Genomic DNA, 19832 nt, shown 5'->3' with positions numbered 1-19832 from the left:
GGAGGAGATACGAATGACTTCACAAAATGAAAAAAATACCCTGCCGCCAAAAACATGTTCTATTGAGCGTTTAGTGACATTAGAAGAGGATGTAAAGAAGGTGCTGGCAGGAGAAAAAACAGCTACCCGCAGGAATGGCAGATATGCCGATCCAGGTGAAATCATGACGCTTGAAGGCCGCCAGTTTGTGGTTGAAAATGTGTATTCACAAAGCTTGGGTGAGCTCACAGATGATAATGCCCGCCGCGAAGGTTTTGAAACGGTTGAAGAGTATAAGCAATCCATTTTGAGCATCCATCCGGGAATGCCATGGCTGCCGCAAATGCGTGTCTGGGTCCATGAATTCCGTCCAGTCCAGGCTTAATAATATTACGTAATCCTAATGGTCCATTTTTTGTTAATGGACTATTTTTTTTGATAGAAAAAACCCCAATGATTGAAGTTTGGCCTTATAATTGTATCATTATTAGAATTGGCTGACAGTTTGAGGTGGGAATCTCCATGCAGTTTTTATCAAAATATATTAAAAAGTATTGGAAGTCATTTAGCATTGCGGTTTTATTTCTCACTTTTGAGGCGATTAGTGATTTAATGCAGCCAACGATTATGGCAAAAATTATTGATGAAGGTGTTGTCAATCGGGATATTCATTATGTCTTAAAAATGGGCGGTCTAATGATCGCCATTACCGCCTTCGGTGCCGTGAGTGCTTCCACGAGAAGCGTGATGGCGAGCATTGTATCGCAAAACTTTGGCACGGAGTTAAGGTCGGATTTGTTTAAAAAGGTGCAGGAACTTTCGTTCAAAAATCTTGATAAATTTGACCGCGCGTCCTTAATCACTCGATTGACAAATGATGTCACCCAGGTACAGGTTTTTGTCAATGGCTTGATGCGCATATTCGTCAAGGCTCCGCTGCTGGCAATTGGCGGACTTGTGATGGCGGTGCGGTTAAACCTGCATTTATCTGTCGTTTTAGCAGTTGTCGTGCCGATTGTGGCGCTGTTCATTGTCCTTAATTTACGCTTAGGGTTTCCCCTCTTTTCCAAGGTGCAGCAGGCACTTGACCGGGTGAACTCTGTTATAAGGGAGTATTTATCAGGTGTGCGTGTTGTCAAGGCATTTAATCGCTTTGATGTTGAAATTGGGAAGTTTACAAAGGCAAATGATAATTTTAAGGATCAATCAATCGCCGCCGGGCGACTCATGGCTACGTTTAGCCCGGCGATTATGCTCACAGTTAATCTTGGGATCGTCGTCGTCCTTTGGATGGGCGGCTTAGGTGTTGATAGCGGCAAAATTCAAGTGGGCCATATCATTGCCTTTACTAATTATATGACGCAAATATTATTTTCGTTGATGATGATCTCCATGGTTTTCAATATGTTTGTCAGGGCAAAGGCCTCGGCCGGGAGAATTGATGAAGTGTTTTTACAGGAGGATGATATTACCTGGGAAAATGAGACCTTACCGCCGCCTCACACTGAAAAGGGAAGAATTGATTTTGAAGATGTTTCCTTCTCCTATGAAGGAACGAGCGGCGAGCCGATCTTAAAAAATATTAATCTCTCGCTCCTTCCTGGGGAAACAGTTGGCATCATCGGCTCTACCGGTTCAGGGAAAAGTACGTTAGTCGGGCTGATCCCCCGCTTCTATGACGCCACGAGCGGCACCATTAAAGTAGATGGGCAGGATATTAAACTTATTAACCCGAAAAAATTACGGGATAAGATTGCGATGGTGCCACAAAAGAATATTTTATTTACCGGCAATGTGGCTGATAATATCCGCTGGGGGAATGAAAATGCTTTAGAAGAAGAAGTAGAGACCGCTGCGATTATAGCTGGTGCACATGATTTTATTACGGCCTCACCGGAAGGCTATCAAACACAAATTGGCCAAGGGGGAATTAATTTTTCTGGAGGGCAGAAGCAGCGGATCTCGATTGCCAGAGCATTAGTCAAAAAACCGGAGATTTTGATCCTAGATGATAGTACAAGTGCGGTGGACGTCGCAACCGAGGCAAAAATTAAAGCTGGATTGAAGAAATATGCCAAAGGGCTTACCTGTTTGCTGATTGCCCAGCGGATAACCTCGATTATTGATGCCGACAAGATTGTCGTTCTAGAAGAAGGAGAAGTTGTTGGGGTGGGAACCCACCAAGAATTAATCGGGAAATGTAACGTATATCAGGAAATTTACAGCTCACAAATGGGCAAGGAGGTATTGTAAATGTCGAAAGGAACAGAGCAGACCGGAAGCAATCCTCCTACCCCGCCGCCATTACGACCAGGCGGTGCCCATCGTCTTCGAGGCCCAGTTGTCAAGCCGAAAAACTTTAAAGGCACCTTGAAGCGTCTTTGGAGTTATTTTGGCAATGAGCGAAAAATGCTATCCTTGATCTTTTTCTTTATTATCATCGATTCGGTACTCATGCTCCTCTCTCCTTTCTTAATCGGGAAGGCTGTTGATGCCATGAGTCTTCATAATGGAAAGGTAGATTTTCACTTTCTTGAAATCATGATCATCGTTCTGACCTGTGCGTATGTTGCGGATGCCGTCCTCACCTTTCTACAGGGCTGGCTGATGGCAGGAGTGGCTGGGAGGGTTGTCAAGCGTCTAAGGGATGCCCTGTTTACAAAGTTGCAAAAGCTGCCGGTTTCCTTTTTCGACTCCCGTACACACGGGGAACTGATGAGCCGGCTGTCAAACGATATCGATAATGTCAGTAACACGATTTCCCAGTCGACTACGCAATTGATGTCCGGGGTAATTGTAATCGCCGGGTCTTTGATAATGATGTTAATGTTAAGTCCTGTACTGACAGTGGCAAGCTTGCTTACAGTACCGCTGGTTTTCCTGCTAACGCGGACGATTGCCAAAAGAACAAGTATTTTATTTAAAAATCAACAAGTACAGCTTGGTAAATTGAATGGCCATATTGAGGAAACGATTTCCTGTATTGAGGTTGTTAAAGCCTTTAATCATGAAGAAATGGTAATCGAGGAGTTTGAGGCGGTGAATACAAAGCTTCGTAATGTCGGCCTCAAGGCACAAATTTGGTCAGGGTTCTTGATGCCGATTATGAACGTAATTAATAATCTTGGCTTTGCAATTGTCGCCGTTATTGGAGGTATCCTTGCCGTCAAAAGCGTAATCACAGTTGGAGCGATTGCCAGCTTTATCACCTACTCGAGACAATTTGTCAGACCGCTTAATGACCTTGCCAATATTTTTAACATCCTCCAGTCAGGTGTTGCCGGTGCGGAGCGCGTCTTTGAAATCATCGATGAACCAGAAGAGCCTGCAGACCCGAAAAATGCGAAGGTCTTGGAAAATCCTAAGGGCCATGTTGTTTTTGAAAACGTCAGCTTTGGCTACAGGCCAGATGTACCCATTTTAAAAAATGTCAGCTTCGAAGCGAATGTCGGCAGCAGTACGGCCCTTGTCGGCCCAACTGGTGCCGGGAAAACGACGATTGTCAACCTGCTGACGAGATTTTACGATGTGACTGAAGGAAGAATCCTGCTCGATGGCCGTAATATTCGCGATTACACAAGAGATAGCTTAAGGAGATGCTTTGGGTTTGTTCTTCAGGACACCTATTTATTTTCTGGTACGATCAAGGAGAACATTAAATACGGGAAACCGGATGCCACTGATAAAGAGGTAAGGCAGGCTGCGAAGATGGCTAATGCCGATGTGTTTATTAAACGGCTGCCGAATCAATATGAAACGGTTTTATCTGAAAATGGCGGTAATCTGAGTCAAGGACAGCGGCAGCTTTTAGCGATTTCCAGGGTGATTTTAGCAAAACCTGCCTTGCTAATCTTAGATGAGGCCACAAGCAGCATTGATACAAGAACAGAGCTTCATATTCAAGAAGCCTTGCTAAAATTGATGGCGGAGCGGACAAGCTTTATCATCGCCCACCGATTAAATACGATTCGCGATGCCGATACAATCATGGTGATTGATAACGGACAAATCATTGAAAAAGGTAATCATGATATGTTAATGGACGCACAAGGCCGATATTATCAAATGTTTTTTAATCAGTTTAAAAATGCCGAAGGGACACTTGATTAGTGAGGAGAATAGCCTCCTTTCGATCTGGCGGAAATTGTCATAAATTTGTGCCAAAAAAGAAAAATCTGTCACAAAATTACCAAAATATGATAATGTGTATGAGTGCATAATGAAAAAGGTAAAGGTGGAAGGACCGGGCATGAAAAAGTGGAAAATCATGTTAAGTATCTTTGTTTTGATGTTAGCAGCGGCGGCTGGAACTCTGTATTATTTTCTCAATATAAAAGAATATAAAACTGCTGATACAAAGGTAGTGGAAATTGTAAAAAGTGATTACAAGATAAAGCTGCCTGATAAGGGTAGAAGTGAAGGTACTACTGAAGGTACTACTGAAGGACAAGCTAAGGGGGAAAGTGGAACGAAAACGGCTGAAAATACGGCTGTGGAAGCAACAAATAGTAATGACGGAAGGTCGAGCAATAGCAGTCAGAATGCAGCAAGCAGCAATCAAGAAAGTAAGCCGGTAGCTGCAGACATTTTAGCGAAATATCAACCAGCTTTCAATGACCTTGAAAGCCAAGCGAATGGGAAGCTTAATAATTTGGTATCGTACGCCTATAGCGAATATCAAGCAAAGAAGGCAAATGGCGAGGAGGTATCCTATTTTTACTTTTACTCCAAATATAGTAGTGCAGCCAAACAGCTAGAAACAAGTATCGATCAATCATTTGATTATATTTATGGTGCACTCGTAAAGGAATTGGAAGATTCCGGTTATAGTGCAGGTGAGGCAAAGTCTATTAAAGACCATTATGTAAGCCTGAAAAAGCAAAGAAGATCTGCATTAATGAAGAATGCTGTAGAAAATTTAAAATAGTTGTAGAATTATACATTAAAATATTGTGAAAAATGGTATTTTTATGTAAAATGAAATTGCCACTTCTTATTGTAAACTAGTAATCTAGTTTAAATAATCAGAGTGTTTATTACATAACAAAAAGGAGGATTATTGTGAAAAGAATTATTGCACTATCAAGTTTCTTATTCCTTTTACTGATGACAGCGCTTCCAGCTGGCGTTTCACACGCGGCAGCTGCAACTGTTGAATTAACTGGAATCACTGTAGTTTTAGACGATGGCAATACGATTAATGCAACTAAGGTTGGAGATAACCAATTTACTTTAAACTTAGTTGGTGATGAGGCGTTTGGCGAACAAATTATTACTAAAGTGATTGTGAAATCTCCAACAGCTGAAACGATTTCACTTTTTTCAAAAGATGATGAAGATTACTCTGAAGATAATGATTTACACTTTGTAAATGGTGAGGCTGTAATCGATTCTGCAAAGTTTGCCGATTGGATGAACAGAATAGGTGGTGAGGAAGCTTATGAGGACCCTGGCTACTTGTTTAATATTGATTTTCTAAAAATTTTGCTTGTACCATCCATTGCTGGTGATGATTTTGAAGAAAACCACCACAACTCTGCATACAATTTCACAGTTTATTTAGCAGATAAAGATGGCAACGAATCTCCTGCAACATTAACAGTTAAAACACAAGATTGGGAATCGTCTGGTAAAGGTTGGAAATATCTTAGTGATACTGGTGAATACGTAACAAACTGGCACTTTATCGATGGCAAATGGTACTACTTTGGAACAGACACCATCATGAAAACTGGCTGGCAATATCTTGGTGGAAAGTGGTACTTTCTTAACCAATCAGGAGTAATGGAAACTGGCTGGAAATATCTTGGTGGAAAGTGGTACTTCCTTAACCAATCAGGGGCAATGGAAACTGGTCTTGTAAAATCAAGTGGAAAATTTTATATCCTTGGCCAAAACGGTGCAATGTTAACAGGTACTGGCTGGGTAAAAAGTGGGAATAATTGGTATTTTCTTGAAAAAGGAGATACAGCGAAAATCGGCTGGGTAAAATCCGGCAATAAATGGTATTACCTTGATCCTGCTTCAGGTACGATGAAAACGGGCTGGGTAAAAGATGGCAGCAAATGGTACTACCTAGAAAATAGCGGTGCAATGAAAACGGGCTGGGTAAAGTCCGGCAATAAATGGTACTACCTAGATAACAGCGGTGCAATGAAGACTGGATGGGTGAAAGTATCAAACAAATGGTATTTCCTATATAGTAACGGCCAAATGGCTGTTAATACAAAAATCGGCACTTACCGTGTAGGTGCAGATGGAGCTTGGATTCAATAATGGTAGAATGAGAGAATGCCTTATCGCATTCTCTTTTTTTATTTTAAAAATTGTAGTGACAAGTGTAAAGACACCTGATAGAATACTTTATGTTTAATGGTTTTATGTCCCTTACTTAAAAGATTAAAATTTGGGGAATAATGTAAAATACTGTTACAGCATAGGGGGATTTCCTGATGAAAAATAAAAAGGAACTATCAGGCCGGAAATTACTAGGAATTGCCGGAATGGGCTGGATGTTTGATGCCATGGATGTAGGAATGCTTAGCTTCATCATTGCGGCCTTAAAGGTTGAATGGGATTTAACACCGGGACAAATGGGCTGGATTGGCAGTATTAATTCGATTGGAATGGCCGTAGGTGCACTCATTTTTGGCCTCATGGCTGATAGAATTGGTAGGAAAAATGTTTTTATTATTACCTTATTATTATTTTCAATTGGGAGTGGTGCTTCTGCCTTTACCACAACCTTATCAGCCTTTTTAGTGTTAAGATTTTTCATTGGTGCGGGTTTAGGCGGTGAGCTTCCTGTTGCCTCCACACTTGTATCAGAAAGTGTTTCCGTCGAAAAGCGCGGTAGAGTCGTTGTGTTGCTTGAAAGCTTTTGGGCGGGCGGCTGGTTGATTGCTGCTGTCATTTCTTATTTTGTGATTCCGAAATTTGGCTGGCAGGTTGCCTTACTAATTAGTGCCATTCCTGCTTTATATGCTTTGTACTTACGAATAGGGCTGCCAGATTCGCCTCGTTTTACAGCTATTAAGGACAAGGAGAAAATTTCCGTTTTTCAAAGCATGAAGAAATTATGGTCAAAAGAGTATGCACGCCAAACGACGATGCTCTGGATTGTTTGGTTCTGTGTTGTATTCTCTTACTATGGAATGTTTCTATGGCTGCCAAGTGTGATGATCATGAAAGGGTTTAGCTTAATAAAGAGCTTTGAATATGTGCTGATTATGACGCTGGCACAGCTGCCGGGTTATTTTACCGCTGCATGGTGCATTGAAAAATTTGGCCGGAAATTTGTCTTAGTTGTCTATTTAATCGGAACGGCTGTAAGTGCTTATTTCTTTGGGGCAGCAGAATCGACAGCCCTTTTAATGCTGGCTGGTATTCTGTTATCGTTCTTTAATCTTGGTGCCTGGGGCGGACTATATGCCTATACCCCTGAACAGTATCCAACCATTATCCGCGGGACAGGTTCTGGGATGGCGGCATCATTTGGGCGGATTGGCGGTATTTTTGGGCCATTATTAGTCGGAAATCTTGTTGCCCAAAAGGTAGCTATTTCGACAATCTTTATGATCTTCTGTTTTTCCGTCCTTATCGGAGCATTTGCTGTCTTCTTTTTGGGAAAGGAAACAAAAAATAAAGAATTAGCTTAACAATTTGAAAGAAGAGATTCCTGGATTATGGGGTCTCTTCTTTGCATTGGAAGAAGGAGAATCATATTTAGACAAAATATTTGAAAACAAAATTCTCTTTTGTCGTAAAAGTAAATTCTTATCCTCTTTAATAGAATAAAGTGTATAAAACTAGTAGAAACACGCCTTTTTATTATTTTCTAAATTATTTTAAAATAACTCATAAATAGACTAGACGAACTTCAAAATATTATGTACAATGTTTTCAGAATATTATCTTTTTTTAAAAGAGTAGAACAATTGAATTTGGGAAAATTTTAAGAAAAGCAGGGGGTATTGCCATGAGAAAGAAAAAATTAGCTGGTATTTTCATGTCGTTAATGGTAGCGGCAGGCGTGATGGCAGGGTGTAACTCTTCGAGTACAGGCGGTGAAGAGGACAAAGGCGGTACGATTAAAATTGGTGCCAACCTTGAGCTTTCCGGGGGTGTAGCATCGTATGGTCAATCGATTAAAGAAGGTATTGATTTAGCACTTGAGGAAATTAACAAAGAAGGCATTGATGGCAAAAAATTAAAGCTTGTTCCATTTGATAATAAGTCAGAGGCTCCGGAAGCCATTAACGGTGCAACGAAGCTGATAAGCCAAGATAAGGTTGTGGCCATTATCGGTGCAGCCACAAGTGGAAATACAAAAGCACAAATTGAAATTGCTCAAAGTAGCAGTGTTCCACTCTTGACGCCAACGGGCACGGCTGATGACGTGACGGTAAAAGGCGGCAAATTAAATGATTTCGTCTTCCGTACTTGCTTCATTGACCCATTCCAAGGTACGGTAGCGGCGAACTTTGCATCGAAGGACTTAAATGCGAAATCAGCAGCAATCTTCATTGATAGTGCAAGTGATTACTCTAAGGGTCTTGCTGCTTCCTTTAAAGAGTTGTTTGAGAAAAAGGGCGGAAAAATTGTTAAGGAAGAGGCATACGTAGCCAAGGATACTGACTTCCATGCCCAGTTAACCAATATTAAAGGAGAACAGCCTGATTTCATCTTTGTTCCTGGCTACTATGAAGAAGTGGGTCTAATTGTAAAGCAGGCTCGTGAATTAGGCATTGATGTGCCAATGATGGGCGCAGACGGCTGGGATTCTCCTAAACTAATCGAACTTGCCGGCAAGGATGCTTTAAACAATACGTTCATTACGAACCATTATTCTTCAGGTGACTCTGATACAAAGGTACAGGATTTCGTCAAAGCTTTCAAAGCAAAATATAAAGACAAGTCTCCTGATGCTTTCAACGCTTTAGGTTATGATTCTGCTTATTTTATTGCTGATGCCATTAAACGTGCCGGCAGCGGCGATTCAAAGAAAATCCAAAAGGCACTTGCTGAGACAGATGGTCTTGAGCTTGTCACTGGAAAAATGAAGCTTGATAAAAACCACAACCCGATTAAATCTGCCGTTATTCTTGAGTACAAAGACGGTGAACAAACGTTTAAAACGAAAGTTAGTCCAGAATAAAATACTAAGTGAATAGGGAGATACTACGTCTCCCTATTCGTTTTTAAAGAGTCCTTTCTAAGGAGTGTTATCAACATGGAACAATTTATTCAGCAGCTAGTAAACGGTATTTCCCTAGGGAGTATTTATGCGTTGATTGCCCTTGGGTACACAATGGTTTACGGGATTGTCAAATTAATTAACTTCGCCCATGGGGACGTCTTCATGGTCGGTGCATTTATTGGCTTTTATTCTATTACTATACTAGATTTAGGATTTTTCCCTGCTTTACTTATTTCTATGGCTGCTTGCGCCATCTTTGGGGTTTTAATAGAGCGAATTGCGTACAAACCGTTACGAAATGCTACAAGGATTGCGGCATTGATTACGGCAATTGGTGTTTCGCTCTTTATTGAGTATGGCACGATTTATATTCGAGGCGCTCAGCCAGAAGCCTATCCAAACAATATCGTTCCATTAAAGAGTTTGGAAATTTTCGGTGTCAAAATTAGCGGTCAGTCCATCATGATTTTAGCAGTATCAATTTTCTTAATGATTGTTCTGCAGTTTATCGTTCATAAAACCAAGATCGGTAAAGCGATGCGTGCCGTTTCCCACGATATGGATGCTGCTAAATTGATGGGAATTAACGTTAATAACACGATTTCTGCTACCTTTGCGATTGGTTCAGCCCTTGCAGGTGCAGCCGGAGTGGTCTTCGGTATGTACTATACAAAAATTGAGCCATTGATGGGGATTATTCCGGGACTTAAAGCCTTTGTTGCCGCTGTTCTTGGCGGAATTGGGATTATCCCGGGAGCAATGGCCGGCGGATTATTATTGGGTGTGATAGAAGCCCTTGTAAGTGCCACTGGAGGCTCTCTATGGCGTGATGCAGTAGCATTTATTGTCCTGATTTTAATCTTAATTTTCCGTCCTGCTGGCCTTTTTGGTAAAAATGTCAGGGAAAAGGTCTAGGGGGTGCTCGGGTGATGAATATTCTTACAAAAGCAAAAGGTTTTTGGGGTACCATCGGTTTAATCATAATCTTTTCCGTTGTTATACAATTTCTTATTAACGGCGGGACATTAAACTCCTTTTATGTAAATGCATTGTTTTCAATTGGCATTAATATCATCCTTGCCGCTTCACTTCATTTAATTATCGGTATTACCGGGCAGTTTTCGATTGGCCATGCCGGCTTTCTTGCAGTTGGCGCTTATATCTCTGCGATTGTGACAATGAAATTGGGTTTGCCTTTCCCGGTTGCCATCCTTGCCGCTGGTTTGGCAGCAGCGATTGCCGGATTAGTGATTGGGATTCCAACCTTAAGATTACGGGGAGACTATCTTGCCATTGCCACTCTCGGTTTTGGAGAGATTGTCAGGATTATCTTTTTAAATATTGATTATGTCGGCGGGGCCAGCGGTATGACAGTTTCCCACCTGACAACTTGGCCATGGTTGATTGCCTGTGTGGTTATCACGATTGTTGTGATTGTAAACTTTACAAACTCAACACATGGACGGGCCTGTATTTCAATTCGTGAAAATGAAATTGCCGCTGATGCGATGGGGATTAATACAACGTATTATAAGGTAATGGCATTTGTGATTGGTGCCTTCTTTGCCGGTGTGGCCGGTGCATTGCACGCCCATAACTTTTATATCATCCAGCCGACAAACTTCGGTTTCTTAAAATCTTTTGATATTTTGATCTTAGTTGTGCTTGGCGGTTTGGGAAGTATGTCAGGCTCGGTCATTGCTGCAATTCTATTAACGATTATTTCAACATTCCTCTCCAATTATCCGGAGGTTCGAATGGTCATTTACAGCCTTGTCCTGATCGTAATGATGCTGTTCCGTCCGCAGGGATTGATGGGAACGAAAGAAATTACCTCGTTCTTGAAAATAGGCAAATCTGCTAAAGGGGGAGTGCAGCATGACGGCAAAAACACCGTTGCTTAAAGTAGAAAATGCCGGCATCCGTTTTGGCGGACTAAAGGCTGTTTCAGACGTAAATCTGGAACTAAAACAGGGTGAACTTGTTGGTTTAATTGGCCCAAATGGTGCGGGAAAGACGACTTTTTTCAATCTATTAACAGGTGTTTATATTCCTACCGAGGGCAGTATTTCGTTAGCCGGTGAAAAATTAAATGGCCAAGCTCCCTATAAAATTACCAAAAAAGGGATTAGCAGAACGTTTCAAAACATTCGTTTGTTCAGTGAATTATCGGTACTCGACAATGTAAAGGTCGCCTATCATTCACTTGCCAAGCATTCGATCTTTAGTTCGATTCTCCGCCTCCCCTCCCACTTTTCCGGTGAGAAGGAAATGGAAGAAAAGGCGATTGAGTTTTTAAAAATCTTTAAGCTTGATGAGGTCATGCACGAGAAGGCAAAGAATTTGCCGTATGGCCAGCAGCGCCGCCTCGAAATTGCCCGGGCACTGGCAGCATATCCAAAGCTATTGCTGCTCGATGAACCGGCAGCAGGGATGAATCCACAGGAAACGGATGAATTGATGAATTTAATTTCCTTGATTCGTGAGAGGTTTGATTTGACAATTCTCCTCATTGAACATGACATGCTGCTTGTCATGGGGGTGTGTGAACGAATCTATGTGCTTGACCACGGCCAATTGATTGCCGAAGGTACCCCGGAGCAAATCAGAAATAACCCGAAAGTCATCGAAGCGTATCTCGGCGAGGAGGTCTCTTAAATGCTAAAAATAAATAATATTAACGTCTATTATGGAAATATTCATGCATTGAAGGGCGTTTCCCTCGATATCAATCAAGGAGAAATTGTCACCTTGATTGGTGCGAACGGTGCAGGAAAAAGTACACTGTTAAAAACGATTTCCGGTTTACTGAAGCCGAAAAATGGTGACATCCTTTTTGAAAACGAGCATGTCGCCGGCAAGGTGGCCCAAGCGATTGTTAAAAGAGGGATTTCTCAGGTTCCTGAAGGGCGCCGGGTGTTTGCAAACATGTCGGTGGAGGAAAATCTCGAGTTAGGGGCCTACCTGCGTAAAGATAAAAAGGGCATCCGGGAAGACTTTGAAAAGGTGTATCAGCTATTCCCCCGCCTCTATGAGCGGCGGAAGCAGCTGTCAGGGACGCTGTCAGGCGGTGAGCAGCAGATGCTGGCGATGGGCCGGGCATTAATGGCCAGGCCGCGTTTATTACTGTTAGATGAGCCTTCCATGGGTCTTGCCCCGCTATTAGTAAAAACAATTTTCCGGATTATTGAAGAAATCAATCAAACTGGAACAACGATTCTATTGGTTGAACAAAATGCCAACATGGCGCTTTCCATTGCCGACCGGGCCTATGTTATTGAGACAGGAAAAATAGTATCTTCTGGTACGGCGGAAGAATTGAGTCAAAGCGATCAAATTAGGGCAGCGTATTTAGGCGGGCATTAAACGAAAAGCGGTGACGTCTAGGGGATTGACCTATGCCCCCGAGCCCCTAGTGCACCGCAGCTAAACAAAAGAGGTGTTGGGGCTGCCCCAACACCTCTTTACTTATTACATTTTCATTTTTCTATGTTCAGGGTCCAGCTTAAATTGCTGTCGCCTTTGCGGGCTCAGGAGATGCCTAATTTTAATTGCGTAATCCTCATAAAGCTGTTCGATTCCAACTAAGGCAAGCGAAAAGAAGTTCGCGTAATTCTTTTGGACTTCCCACTTTAATTCGTTCTTGCCGCAGATACTATATTTATTTAATTCCTCAATTTCCTTTTGTATTTTTGCTAGTTCCACAGCTTGTTCATTCTCAGGCAAGGAAAGGACATGATCAATTTTTGCGATATAGGCCATTGATTTCTCTATCTTCTCTTTAATTTCTTGATAGCCTTCTTGGTCAATCAGATTATATTTTAATTTGAAATCATTTAGTTTTTCCGCTGCTTCATAGGTTGAATTGACAATATCATCGCGGGTCATATCCTTTGTTTCATAGCTTAGCATATGCTTCCATGAAGGCTGGGTAATCGCCTTACGATGGTCCTCCAACGTATGGCAGAATTTTTTATAGCCATGGATTTCCGGATGTTCAAATGCCGGGCTTGCCGGGTCGAGGAAAGGTGCAAGCGGTGCGACAAAGTAAAAGATCCTTGGATCCTGGTTACAAGCTAAATGAATGGTTTCGCAAAAATCAATATTTTCAACTGCACTTTGGTACGTCTGTCCCGGAATCCCAACCATGAAGAACAGGTCAATCTTTTTACAGCCATGTTTTAATGCAAAATTGAGTGTATCTATTACCTTTTTGTTTGTACAGCTAAATTTTCCGTTATAGCGTCTGATTTTCTCATCATGTGTTTCAAGGGTAATTTCAATGCTGTATTTTGGTACACTGTCATTCATTAGTTTAAAGAATTCTTCATCCGCATATTGGAATAACTCAAACACGATTTCATTTTTAAGTTTAAGTTTTTTAAGCAGGCTAAAAAACTCATTTACATATTCACGTCCGCCCTGGCGCAGGTCATGCAGGATGAAAATCGGTGCCCGGCTGAAGCGGGAAATAAATTGGATGTCTTCGATAAGCTTCTTCGGTGACCGTAGGGCAAGTGAATTTCGGTTGCAGTTTTGGTCATAGGCTTCGCGAGAGCCGCCGCAGATGAGGCAGTTTTGCGTACAGCCTCTAGCCGTCAACAGTGCAGTGTTTGGATATTGCAGCCAGCCTTTGTATGGCAGCGGATCAAGGAAGTTGCGATATTTAAACACAGACCGGATCGTATAGCGATAACCTGGTACATCAACATCATCTAAATCCTTAGGTACATATGTAATTGGATTGTAGAAGTACTCTCTTCCCTTTTTCCAGGTTAGGTTTGGAATATCGGCATAATAGGTATTTCCTGACTCAATTTTATTCATCAGCAGGAGCATCAGCTTTTCTGTGGAGTCGCCGCGCATAACGAAGTCGATAAAGGGATATTCAATTAACTCTTTATAATAATAGGTTGCTGACAAGCCTCCGAAGATGATCGGTGTTTCAGGATGGAGAGTTTTTACGATTTTTGCGAGTTCGATACTGCCGTGTGCATGAGGCAGCCAATGGAGGTCAATCCCGAATGCTTTCGTTTTGATTTTCTTAAGTTTTGCCTCGACATCAAATTTTTCACTCATAAGCATGCGGTTCGCGATATTGATAATTTTCACTCGCAGCCCGTATCGCTCTAAATAATCAGCGATACTTGTCAGCCCGATTGGATACATTTCAAACACAGGCGATGACGGGACAACATCACTAATTGGGCCGGCAAGCAAGGAATTTTTTCTAAAATCATAAACACTAGGTGCATGCAGTAAAACCAGGTCGTATTTCATTAATGTTCACCTCAGGACAATTTGTATGGGACGAACCCCTATAATTTTACGTTGATATCAGCATAGTTTCTGAAACGCAAGAAAGAGTTGATTTTGTGATTTATTTCACATATAGCGATAACTTTCTATAAAGGAGTGTATTTCCCTGACAATTATTTTTTAAGTTATTACTAGTTTACTATAATAATGGAGTAATAGAGTGACAATCGAGTGACAAAACTTGGTTTATTTTGTGTATAGTTTTACTTTAACCTGTAATGCTGAATATTGTAGAATAGTATCCAAATTAGTAATGAAACGGAAGGATTGAGAAAATGGCACAGGCGAAAACAAATGCAATGCGCATCCTTGATGCAAAAAAGTTCAGCTACGACATGCTGACATACGACAATAAAGATGGAAAAATTGATGGAATTTCGGTAGCGGAGAAAATCGGCAAAGACCCAAAGGAAGTTTATAAAACGCTTGTTGTCCAAGGGCAGAGCAAGAATATCTTTGTCTTTGTTATTCCTGTTGCAGCCGAATTAGATTTAAAGAAGGCAGCAAGGGCGGCGGGAGAAAAGAATGTGGAAATGCTTCCGGTAAAGGATATTCAAAAATGGACAGGATATATCCGCGGCGGCTGTTCCCCTATCGGGATGAAAAAGGAATATAAGACCTTCATCGATGAAAGCTGCCTGGAGATTGATTCAATCGTTGTCAGTGCCGGAAAAATTGGCGTGCAAATCGTGCTCAAGCCTGAGCGTTTAAAGGAAATAACCAAAGCGGAAATCATCGATGCCGTTAAATGAAAATTGAATGAAATTTCCCTGGGCACTCACCTATAAAAGACAGAAGCATAAGATAGGAGGAAATGAACTATCAATTGTCATTAGAAAACTCGCCGATTGGCGAGCCCTTAGGGCGATGACAGAGACGTAGTTACACTTATGCCTGATAGATAAGTTTTACTTTCCTATCGGCCGTAAAAGGGAGTGTTGATGAGTGGCAGGGAAAATCAAAAATTATTTTGCCGGCGGGAATACTGCGAGGGGCTTCCATAGTCTTTATGAATCCAATCTTCAAGGGTTGGACCGGTTATTTATTCTAAAGGGCGGCCCGGGAACAGGCAAATCATCACTGATGAAGAAAATTGGTCATGAGTGGATTGAACAAGGCTATAATGTCGAGTTTCTACATTGTTCATCTGATAATAATTCGATTGATGGTGTGCTGATTCCGGCGTTAAAAGTAGGGATTGTTGATGGAACGGCACCGCATGTGATTGAGCCGAAGGCACCTGGGGCGGTGGAGGAATATATCAACCTTGGCGAAGCATGGAATGCCCGCGCCTTAAGTGTTCAGAAGAATGTCATTCAAAAGCTGACCAATCAGATTAGCGAATCATTCCAAAAGGCGTATACGACATTTAAGGAAGCGTTGGAGATCCACGATGACTGGGAAAAGATTTATATTAACAGCATGGATTTTAAAAAGGCTGACCGATTGACAAACAAATTAATTGACGCCTTCTTTGGAAAAATAAAATTGAACAAGGCTTCGGATGTGCGCCATCGTTTCTTAGGGGCGGCAACGCCAATGGGGGCTGTCGATTTCGTTCCTAATTTAACAGAAGAAATACCAAAACGGTACTTCATTAAAGGTCGACCTGGTTCCGGGAAATCGACAATGTTGAAGAAACTGGCTGCGACAGCTGAGGAACGAGGTGTTGATGTTGAAATCTACCATTGCGGCTTTGATCCTCATAGTCTTGATATGTTGATTTTAAGGGAGCTTGGTATTGCGATTTTTGACAGTACGGCCCCGCATGAATATTTCCCGAGCCGTGATGGTGATGAGATTATTGATATGTATGAGATTCTGATTGAGCCCGGTACGGATGATCTGTTTGCCGAGATTATCAGTAAGATTGCCGCAAAATATAAAAGTAAAATGACCAAGGCAACTGGCTATCTCGCTCAAGCAAAAGCGCTGCATGATGAGCTCGAAGCGATTTATGTTGCCGCGATGGATTTTTCCGTGGTGGAAAGAATTCAAGGGAGAATTGCAGAGGAAATAAAGGAATTGGCAAACGTCAAAGGTTATGGAGTTTTGTCAACATTATAGGCGTCTTAAAAGGGTCTATCCCATCGCGCAAAAGGTATTTGCTGTATATTAGCATTGAGGGGTTTTACCCTTTTTTAGCCGATAGGAAAGTTTATACTTTCCTATCAGGCATAAGTGCAACTACGCCTCTGTCTTCACTAACGGCTCGCCAATCGGCGAGTTTTCTTTATCTCAGTCGAAGCGCTCCAGTCTATACTCCGTGCAAAGGATGCTTGCGCTTTTTTTATTTTGTTTTCTTTTTTTGCGTGTGATTATTTTGGTTTCCTTTGCTGTTATCGCCGCTGACAAATTCGGTGGCAAACTCAGATTCCGCATGCCCTGCCTTCGGGGAATTTTGATTGCGGCTTCCCTTATTAAACTTTTTCGTCACGATTATCCCTCCTTTTCTGCTCATTTTAGTGTGGCATCGGGGGATTTGTTTATGCGGAAAAATTAAAGGAGAAAATGGAAGAAAGTAGAATTTATACATAAGACTTTCTTGAGAGGATTGATGATCAGTGACATCAAGTATAGCTTTGTTAACAAAGCTGTTTGTACAAAACCGTAATGAGGCGGAAGCTGAACCGATGAGGAATTATATGAAAGGCAACTTTCCCTTTTTAGGGATTAAGTCTCCTTTACGTAAGGAATTAGAAAGGCAATTTTTTAACGAAACGAGAATTTTAAAAGAGCCGTTTAATAAGGAATTGGTAGTAGAACTTTGGGAGAAAAATGAAAGAGAATACCAATATACAGCCTTGACCTATTTGGAAAAATCGATGAACAAGCTGCAAAAAGTTGATTTGCCATTCATGGAGTGGCTGATTACTACGAAATCATGGTGGGATACTGTTGATGCGATTGCCCCAAAACCGGTGGGAAAAATTGCCGGAAAATTTCCAGAGGTGGCTGCAGAAACGATTGATGGCTGGGCAAGTCACGATAATATGTGGCTCAGACGGGCGGCCATTCTTTTTCAATTAAAGTGTAAACAGAATACGAACGAAGAGAGGCTCTATCATTACATACGGCAAAACGCTGGTAGTAAAGAATTTTTTATCCAGAAGGCAATTGGCTGGGCGCTAAGGGAATACTCAAAGACGAATCCGGCTTCAGTGAAGAAGTTTATCAATGGTCAGCTGCTAGCACCATTAAGCGTTCGGGAAGGCAGTAAGTATCTTGGATGAGCAAAACGGCGATAATGTTTTGCTAATCATGTTAGAATGGCATTAATGAGAAAAGCGGAAGGTGGAACAGCATGGTTAAAATTATTGCATCAGACATGGATGGAACATTATTAAATTCAGTTCAACAAATCAGCGTGGAAAATAAGGAAGCGATATTAAAGGCACAAGCACAAGGAGTAGAATTTGTCGTTGCTACGGGCAGGTCGTATCAGGAGGCAATCTACGTCTTAAGAGAGGCGGGCCTAAAGTGCCCGATTATTTGTGTAAATGGTGCAGAGGTTCGTTCGAAAGAAGGAGACATTCTTTCAGCCACCCCGATTACGAAACACAAGGCGCGAGAGGTGGCAGAAAAGCTAAGAGAACTTGATATTTATTTTGAGGTCTATACGAATAAGGGTGCCTTTACAGTCGATCCAGATAAAGCGATTTCGACGCTTGTCGATATTATCATCAGTGCCAATCCCGAGGCAGACCGAGACGAGGTAGCCTACGCTGCCGGGGCAAGATTGCGTGAGGGTTTGGTCCAAATAATCGAGGATTATGAAATTCTTTTTGCAGACGAAAACATTCAAATCTATAAGTTATTTACATTTTCATTTAATTCGGATAAACTTGCGGCCGCTAGTAACACACTCATGGACTTTGAAGGGCTCGCTATTTCCACATCAGGTCATGAAAATTTGGAAATTACTGCTAATCAGGCACAAAAGGGGATTGCGCTTGAGTCTTTTGCTAAATCAAGAGGGATCGATATTTCTGAGACGATGGCCATTGGTGATAATTACAACGATGTGTCGATGTTTGAACGTGCCGGGAGATCAGTTGCGATGGGTAATGCAAACTATGAAATAAAGGCATTATGTGATGTTATTACAGACACAAATAACGAACATGGTGTGGCGAAGGCTATTTTAGAAGTGTTATAGGGAAGGAAGGGGTTTATGTATCGGGGTGGTTCCGTTTTACTGATGGTGATCATGTTGCTTTCAGGCTGTTCTTTTTTTGAAAAAGAAGATGATGGAATCCAAGCGGATGATGCTGTTCATCTTCAACCGAATGTAGAAGTAATCGCAGAAAGATTATCCGTACCATGGTCAATTGATAAAATAGGAGAATCCTTTTATCTTAGTGAACGAACTGGAAGCATCGTCAAGATTGAAAATGGTAAAATTATGGAACGTCAGCCAGTTCAGTTAGAAAAGCCGCTCGCAAAGGCGGCTGAGGCCGGGCTGCTTGGCTTTGTACTTGACCCCAAGTTTACAGTAAATCAAAAGGCATATGCCTATTATACTTATGCAGATGACAGCGGGGGGAAATTTAATCGTGTTGTCGTATTAAGGTTTAACGGTGCCGCTGGGTGGACAGAGGAGCAGATTCTTCTTGATCGAATCCCGAGTGCTGCCTATCATCATGGCGGCAGACTAAAGATTGGCCCGGATGGGAAGCTTTATATCACAACGGGTGATGCGACCACGCCAAAAGTCGCTCAAAAGCTGAGCTCACTAAATGGAAAAATTTTAAGAATGAATTTGGACGGAACGATTCCGTCGGATAATCCGTTTTCGAATTCCTATGTCTTCAGCTATGGCCATCGGAATCCCCAGGGGTTAGCGTGGATTGGGAGGACATTGTATGCAAGTGAGCACGGGCAATCGGCCCATGATGAAATCAATCAGATTCAAGCTGGGGGAAATTTTGGCTGGCCGGTTATTCAGGGTGTAGAGAAGAAAGCGGGGATGGAGATACCTTTATTCCAATCAGGTGCTGTTGAAACATGGGCTCCTTCCGGGATGGATGCGGCTGACGGCAAGCTATTTGTGGCGACATTAAGAGGAAACGCCGTCCTTGAGTTTGATTTGGAACAGAAGCAGACAAAGCCTGTTATCAGCGGTTTAGGGCGAATCAGAGATGTGTTCATTGACAGCGACTTTTTATATTTTGTCAGCAACAATACCGATGGCAGAGGGAACCCTGATGAAAAGGACGACAAACTGTATCGTGTTCGGTTAATTGAATTAAAATAAGTTTGTTGTTTTTGCAGTAAAGCAGGAAAAGGCTCCTTATTGAGATGATTTGAAGCCATTTCTATGCGAAAGTCCTTC

18 protein-coding genes are annotated in these 19832 nt (G+C 41.9%); 16 read left to right on the top strand and 2 right to left on the bottom strand.

The window, feature by feature from the left end; translation table 11 throughout:
• Window positions 1–13 precede the first annotated feature (13 nt).
• From QNH20_RS26405 to QNH20_RS26355, 11 genes are all read left to right on the top strand, one after another.
• The gene (locus QNH20_RS26405) at window positions 14–364 is read left to right on the top strand and encodes an ASCH domain-containing protein (protein WP_283920873.1); all 351 of its coding nucleotides are present in this window, start codon (window positions 14–16) and stop codon (window positions 362–364) included.
• 137 nt (window positions 365–501) lie between these two features.
• A complete protein-coding gene (locus QNH20_RS26400) occupies window positions 502–2232 on the top strand; it encodes an ABC transporter ATP-binding protein (protein ID WP_283920872.1) in 1731 nt (576 codons plus the stop codon).
• Entirely contained in the window at window positions 2233–4089 is a 1857-nt protein-coding gene (locus QNH20_RS26395) for an ABC transporter ATP-binding protein (protein WP_283920871.1), read from the top strand.
• 139 nt (window positions 4090–4228) lie between these two features.
• Window positions 4229–4906, top strand: coding sequence for a hypothetical protein (locus tag QNH20_RS26390; protein ID WP_283920870.1), 678 nt, complete (start codon window positions 4229–4231; stop codon window positions 4904–4906).
• Window positions 4907–5040: 134 nt separating this feature from the next.
• Window positions 5041–6255, top strand: a complete 1215-nt coding sequence (locus QNH20_RS26385; RefSeq protein WP_283920869.1) for a cell wall-binding repeat-containing protein — start codon at window positions 5041–5043, stop codon at window positions 6253–6255.
• A 176-nt stretch (window positions 6256–6431) separates the two neighbouring features.
• On the top strand, window positions 6432–7637 hold the full coding sequence (locus QNH20_RS26380) for an MFS transporter (protein WP_283920868.1): 1206 nt from the start codon (window positions 6432–6434) through the stop codon (window positions 7635–7637).
• A gap of 320 nt (window positions 7638–7957) precedes the next feature.
• Window positions 7958–9136, top strand: coding sequence for an ABC transporter substrate-binding protein (locus tag QNH20_RS26375; protein ID WP_283920867.1), 1179 nt, complete (start codon window positions 7958–7960; stop codon window positions 9134–9136).
• A 75-nt stretch (window positions 9137–9211) separates the two neighbouring features.
• The gene (locus QNH20_RS26370) at window positions 9212–10093 is read left to right on the top strand and encodes a branched-chain amino acid ABC transporter permease (RefSeq protein WP_283920866.1); all 882 of its coding nucleotides are present in this window, start codon (window positions 9212–9214) and stop codon (window positions 10091–10093) included.
• Between the two features lie 14 nt (window positions 10094–10107).
• On the top strand, window positions 10108–11082 hold the full coding sequence (locus QNH20_RS26365; RefSeq protein WP_283923517.1) for a branched-chain amino acid ABC transporter permease: 975 nt from the start codon (window positions 10108–10110) through the stop codon (window positions 11080–11082).
• Window positions 11057–11836, top strand: a complete 780-nt coding sequence (locus QNH20_RS26360) for an ABC transporter ATP-binding protein (RefSeq protein ID WP_283920865.1) — start codon at window positions 11057–11059, stop codon at window positions 11834–11836. The genes QNH20_RS26365 and QNH20_RS26360 overlap by 26 nt, the downstream gene beginning before the upstream one ends.
• Window positions 11837–12544, top strand: coding sequence for an ABC transporter ATP-binding protein (locus QNH20_RS26355; RefSeq protein WP_283920864.1), 708 nt, complete (start codon window positions 11837–11839; stop codon window positions 12542–12544). It abuts the gene before it with no gap.
• Window positions 12545–12649: 105 nt separating this feature from the next.
• Here the strand turns inward: QNH20_RS26355 and QNH20_RS26350 are convergent, their stop codons facing one another.
• Window positions 12650–14458 carry a TIGR04190 family B12-binding domain/radical SAM domain protein gene (locus tag QNH20_RS26350; protein WP_283920863.1) on the bottom strand — a complete coding sequence of 603 codons (1809 nt, stop codon included), beginning with the start codon at window positions 14456–14458 and terminating at the stop codon, window positions 12650–12652.
• Between the two features lie 314 nt (window positions 14459–14772).
• Between QNH20_RS26350 and ybaK the strand changes: the two genes are divergently transcribed.
• A complete protein-coding gene (gene ybaK / locus QNH20_RS26345; protein ID WP_283920862.1) occupies window positions 14773–15249 on the top strand; it encodes a Cys-tRNA(Pro) deacylase in 477 nt (158 codons plus the stop codon).
• A gap of 193 nt (window positions 15250–15442) precedes the next feature.
• Entirely contained in the window at window positions 15443–16564 is a 1122-nt protein-coding gene (locus QNH20_RS26340; RefSeq protein WP_283920861.1) for a PRK06851 family protein, read from the top strand.
• A gap of 223 nt (window positions 16565–16787) precedes the next feature.
• Here the strand turns inward: QNH20_RS26340 and QNH20_RS26335 are convergent, their stop codons facing one another.
• Window positions 16788–16934: a hypothetical protein gene (locus tag QNH20_RS26335; protein WP_283920860.1), complete on the bottom strand. Its 147-nt coding sequence runs from the start codon at window positions 16932–16934 to the stop codon at window positions 16788–16790.
• Window positions 16935–17061: 127 nt separating this feature from the next.
• Between QNH20_RS26335 and QNH20_RS26330 the strand changes: the two genes are divergently transcribed.
• From QNH20_RS26330 to QNH20_RS26320, 3 genes are all read left to right on the top strand, one after another.
• On the top strand, window positions 17062–17730 hold the full coding sequence (locus QNH20_RS26330; RefSeq protein WP_283920859.1) for a DNA alkylation repair protein: 669 nt from the start codon (window positions 17062–17064) through the stop codon (window positions 17728–17730).
• A 71-nt stretch (window positions 17731–17801) separates the two neighbouring features.
• A complete protein-coding gene (locus QNH20_RS26325) occupies window positions 17802–18656 on the top strand; it encodes a Cof-type HAD-IIB family hydrolase (RefSeq protein ID WP_283920858.1) in 855 nt (284 codons plus the stop codon).
• Between the two features lie 15 nt (window positions 18657–18671).
• Window positions 18672–19754: a PQQ-dependent sugar dehydrogenase gene (locus QNH20_RS26320; protein ID WP_283920857.1), complete on the top strand. Its 1083-nt coding sequence runs from the start codon at window positions 18672–18674 to the stop codon at window positions 19752–19754.
• Window positions 19755–19832: the final 78 nt, after the last annotated feature.

Origin of the sequence: Neobacillus sp. WH10 (genome assembly GCF_030123405.1) — a bacterium.
Classification (GTDB): Bacteria; Bacillota; Bacilli; order Bacillales; family Cytobacillaceae; genus Neobacillus.
This window is presented reverse-complemented; position numbering and strand designations above follow the sequence as displayed.

Bases quoted from the DNA above. Each gene is read 5' to 3' on its own strand.
- QNH20_RS26350 (WP_283920863.1), bottom strand. From the start codon at position 14,458: ATGAAATACGACCTGGTTTTACTGCATGCACCTAGTGTTTATGATTTT.
- QNH20_RS26380 (WP_283920868.1), top strand. From the start codon at position 6,432: ATGAAAAATAAAAAGGAACTATCAGGCCGGAAATTACTAGGAATTGCC.
- QNH20_RS26325 (WP_283920858.1), top strand. From the start codon at position 17,802: ATGGTTAAAATTATTGCATCAGACATGGATGGAACATTATTAAATTCA.
- QNH20_RS26355 (WP_283920864.1), top strand. From the start codon at position 11,837: ATGCTAAAAATAAATAATATTAACGTCTATTATGGAAATATTCATGCA.
- QNH20_RS26400 (WP_283920872.1), top strand. From the start codon at position 502: ATGCAGTTTTTATCAAAATATATTAAAAAGTATTGGAAGTCATTTAGC.
- QNH20_RS26370 (WP_283920866.1), top strand. From the start codon at position 9,212: ATGGAACAATTTATTCAGCAGCTAGTAAACGGTATTTCCCTAGGGAGT.
- ybaK (WP_283920862.1), top strand. From the start codon at position 14,773: ATGGCACAGGCGAAAACAAATGCAATGCGCATCCTTGATGCAAAAAAG.
- QNH20_RS26405 (WP_283920873.1), top strand. From the start codon at position 14: ATGACTTCACAAAATGAAAAAAATACCCTGCCGCCAAAAACATGTTCT.
- QNH20_RS26365 (WP_283923517.1), top strand. From the start codon at position 10,108: ATGAATATTCTTACAAAAGCAAAAGGTTTTTGGGGTACCATCGGTTTA.
- QNH20_RS26375 (WP_283920867.1), top strand. From the start codon at position 7,958: ATGAGAAAGAAAAAATTAGCTGGTATTTTCATGTCGTTAATGGTAGCG.
- QNH20_RS26395 (WP_283920871.1), top strand. From the start codon at position 2,233: ATGTCGAAAGGAACAGAGCAGACCGGAAGCAATCCTCCTACCCCGCCG.
- QNH20_RS26390 (WP_283920870.1), top strand. From the start codon at position 4,229: ATGAAAAAGTGGAAAATCATGTTAAGTATCTTTGTTTTGATGTTAGCA.
- QNH20_RS26320 (WP_283920857.1), top strand. From the start codon at position 18,672: ATGTATCGGGGTGGTTCCGTTTTACTGATGGTGATCATGTTGCTTTCA.
- QNH20_RS26360 (WP_283920865.1), top strand. From the start codon at position 11,057: ATGACGGCAAAAACACCGTTGCTTAAAGTAGAAAATGCCGGCATCCGT.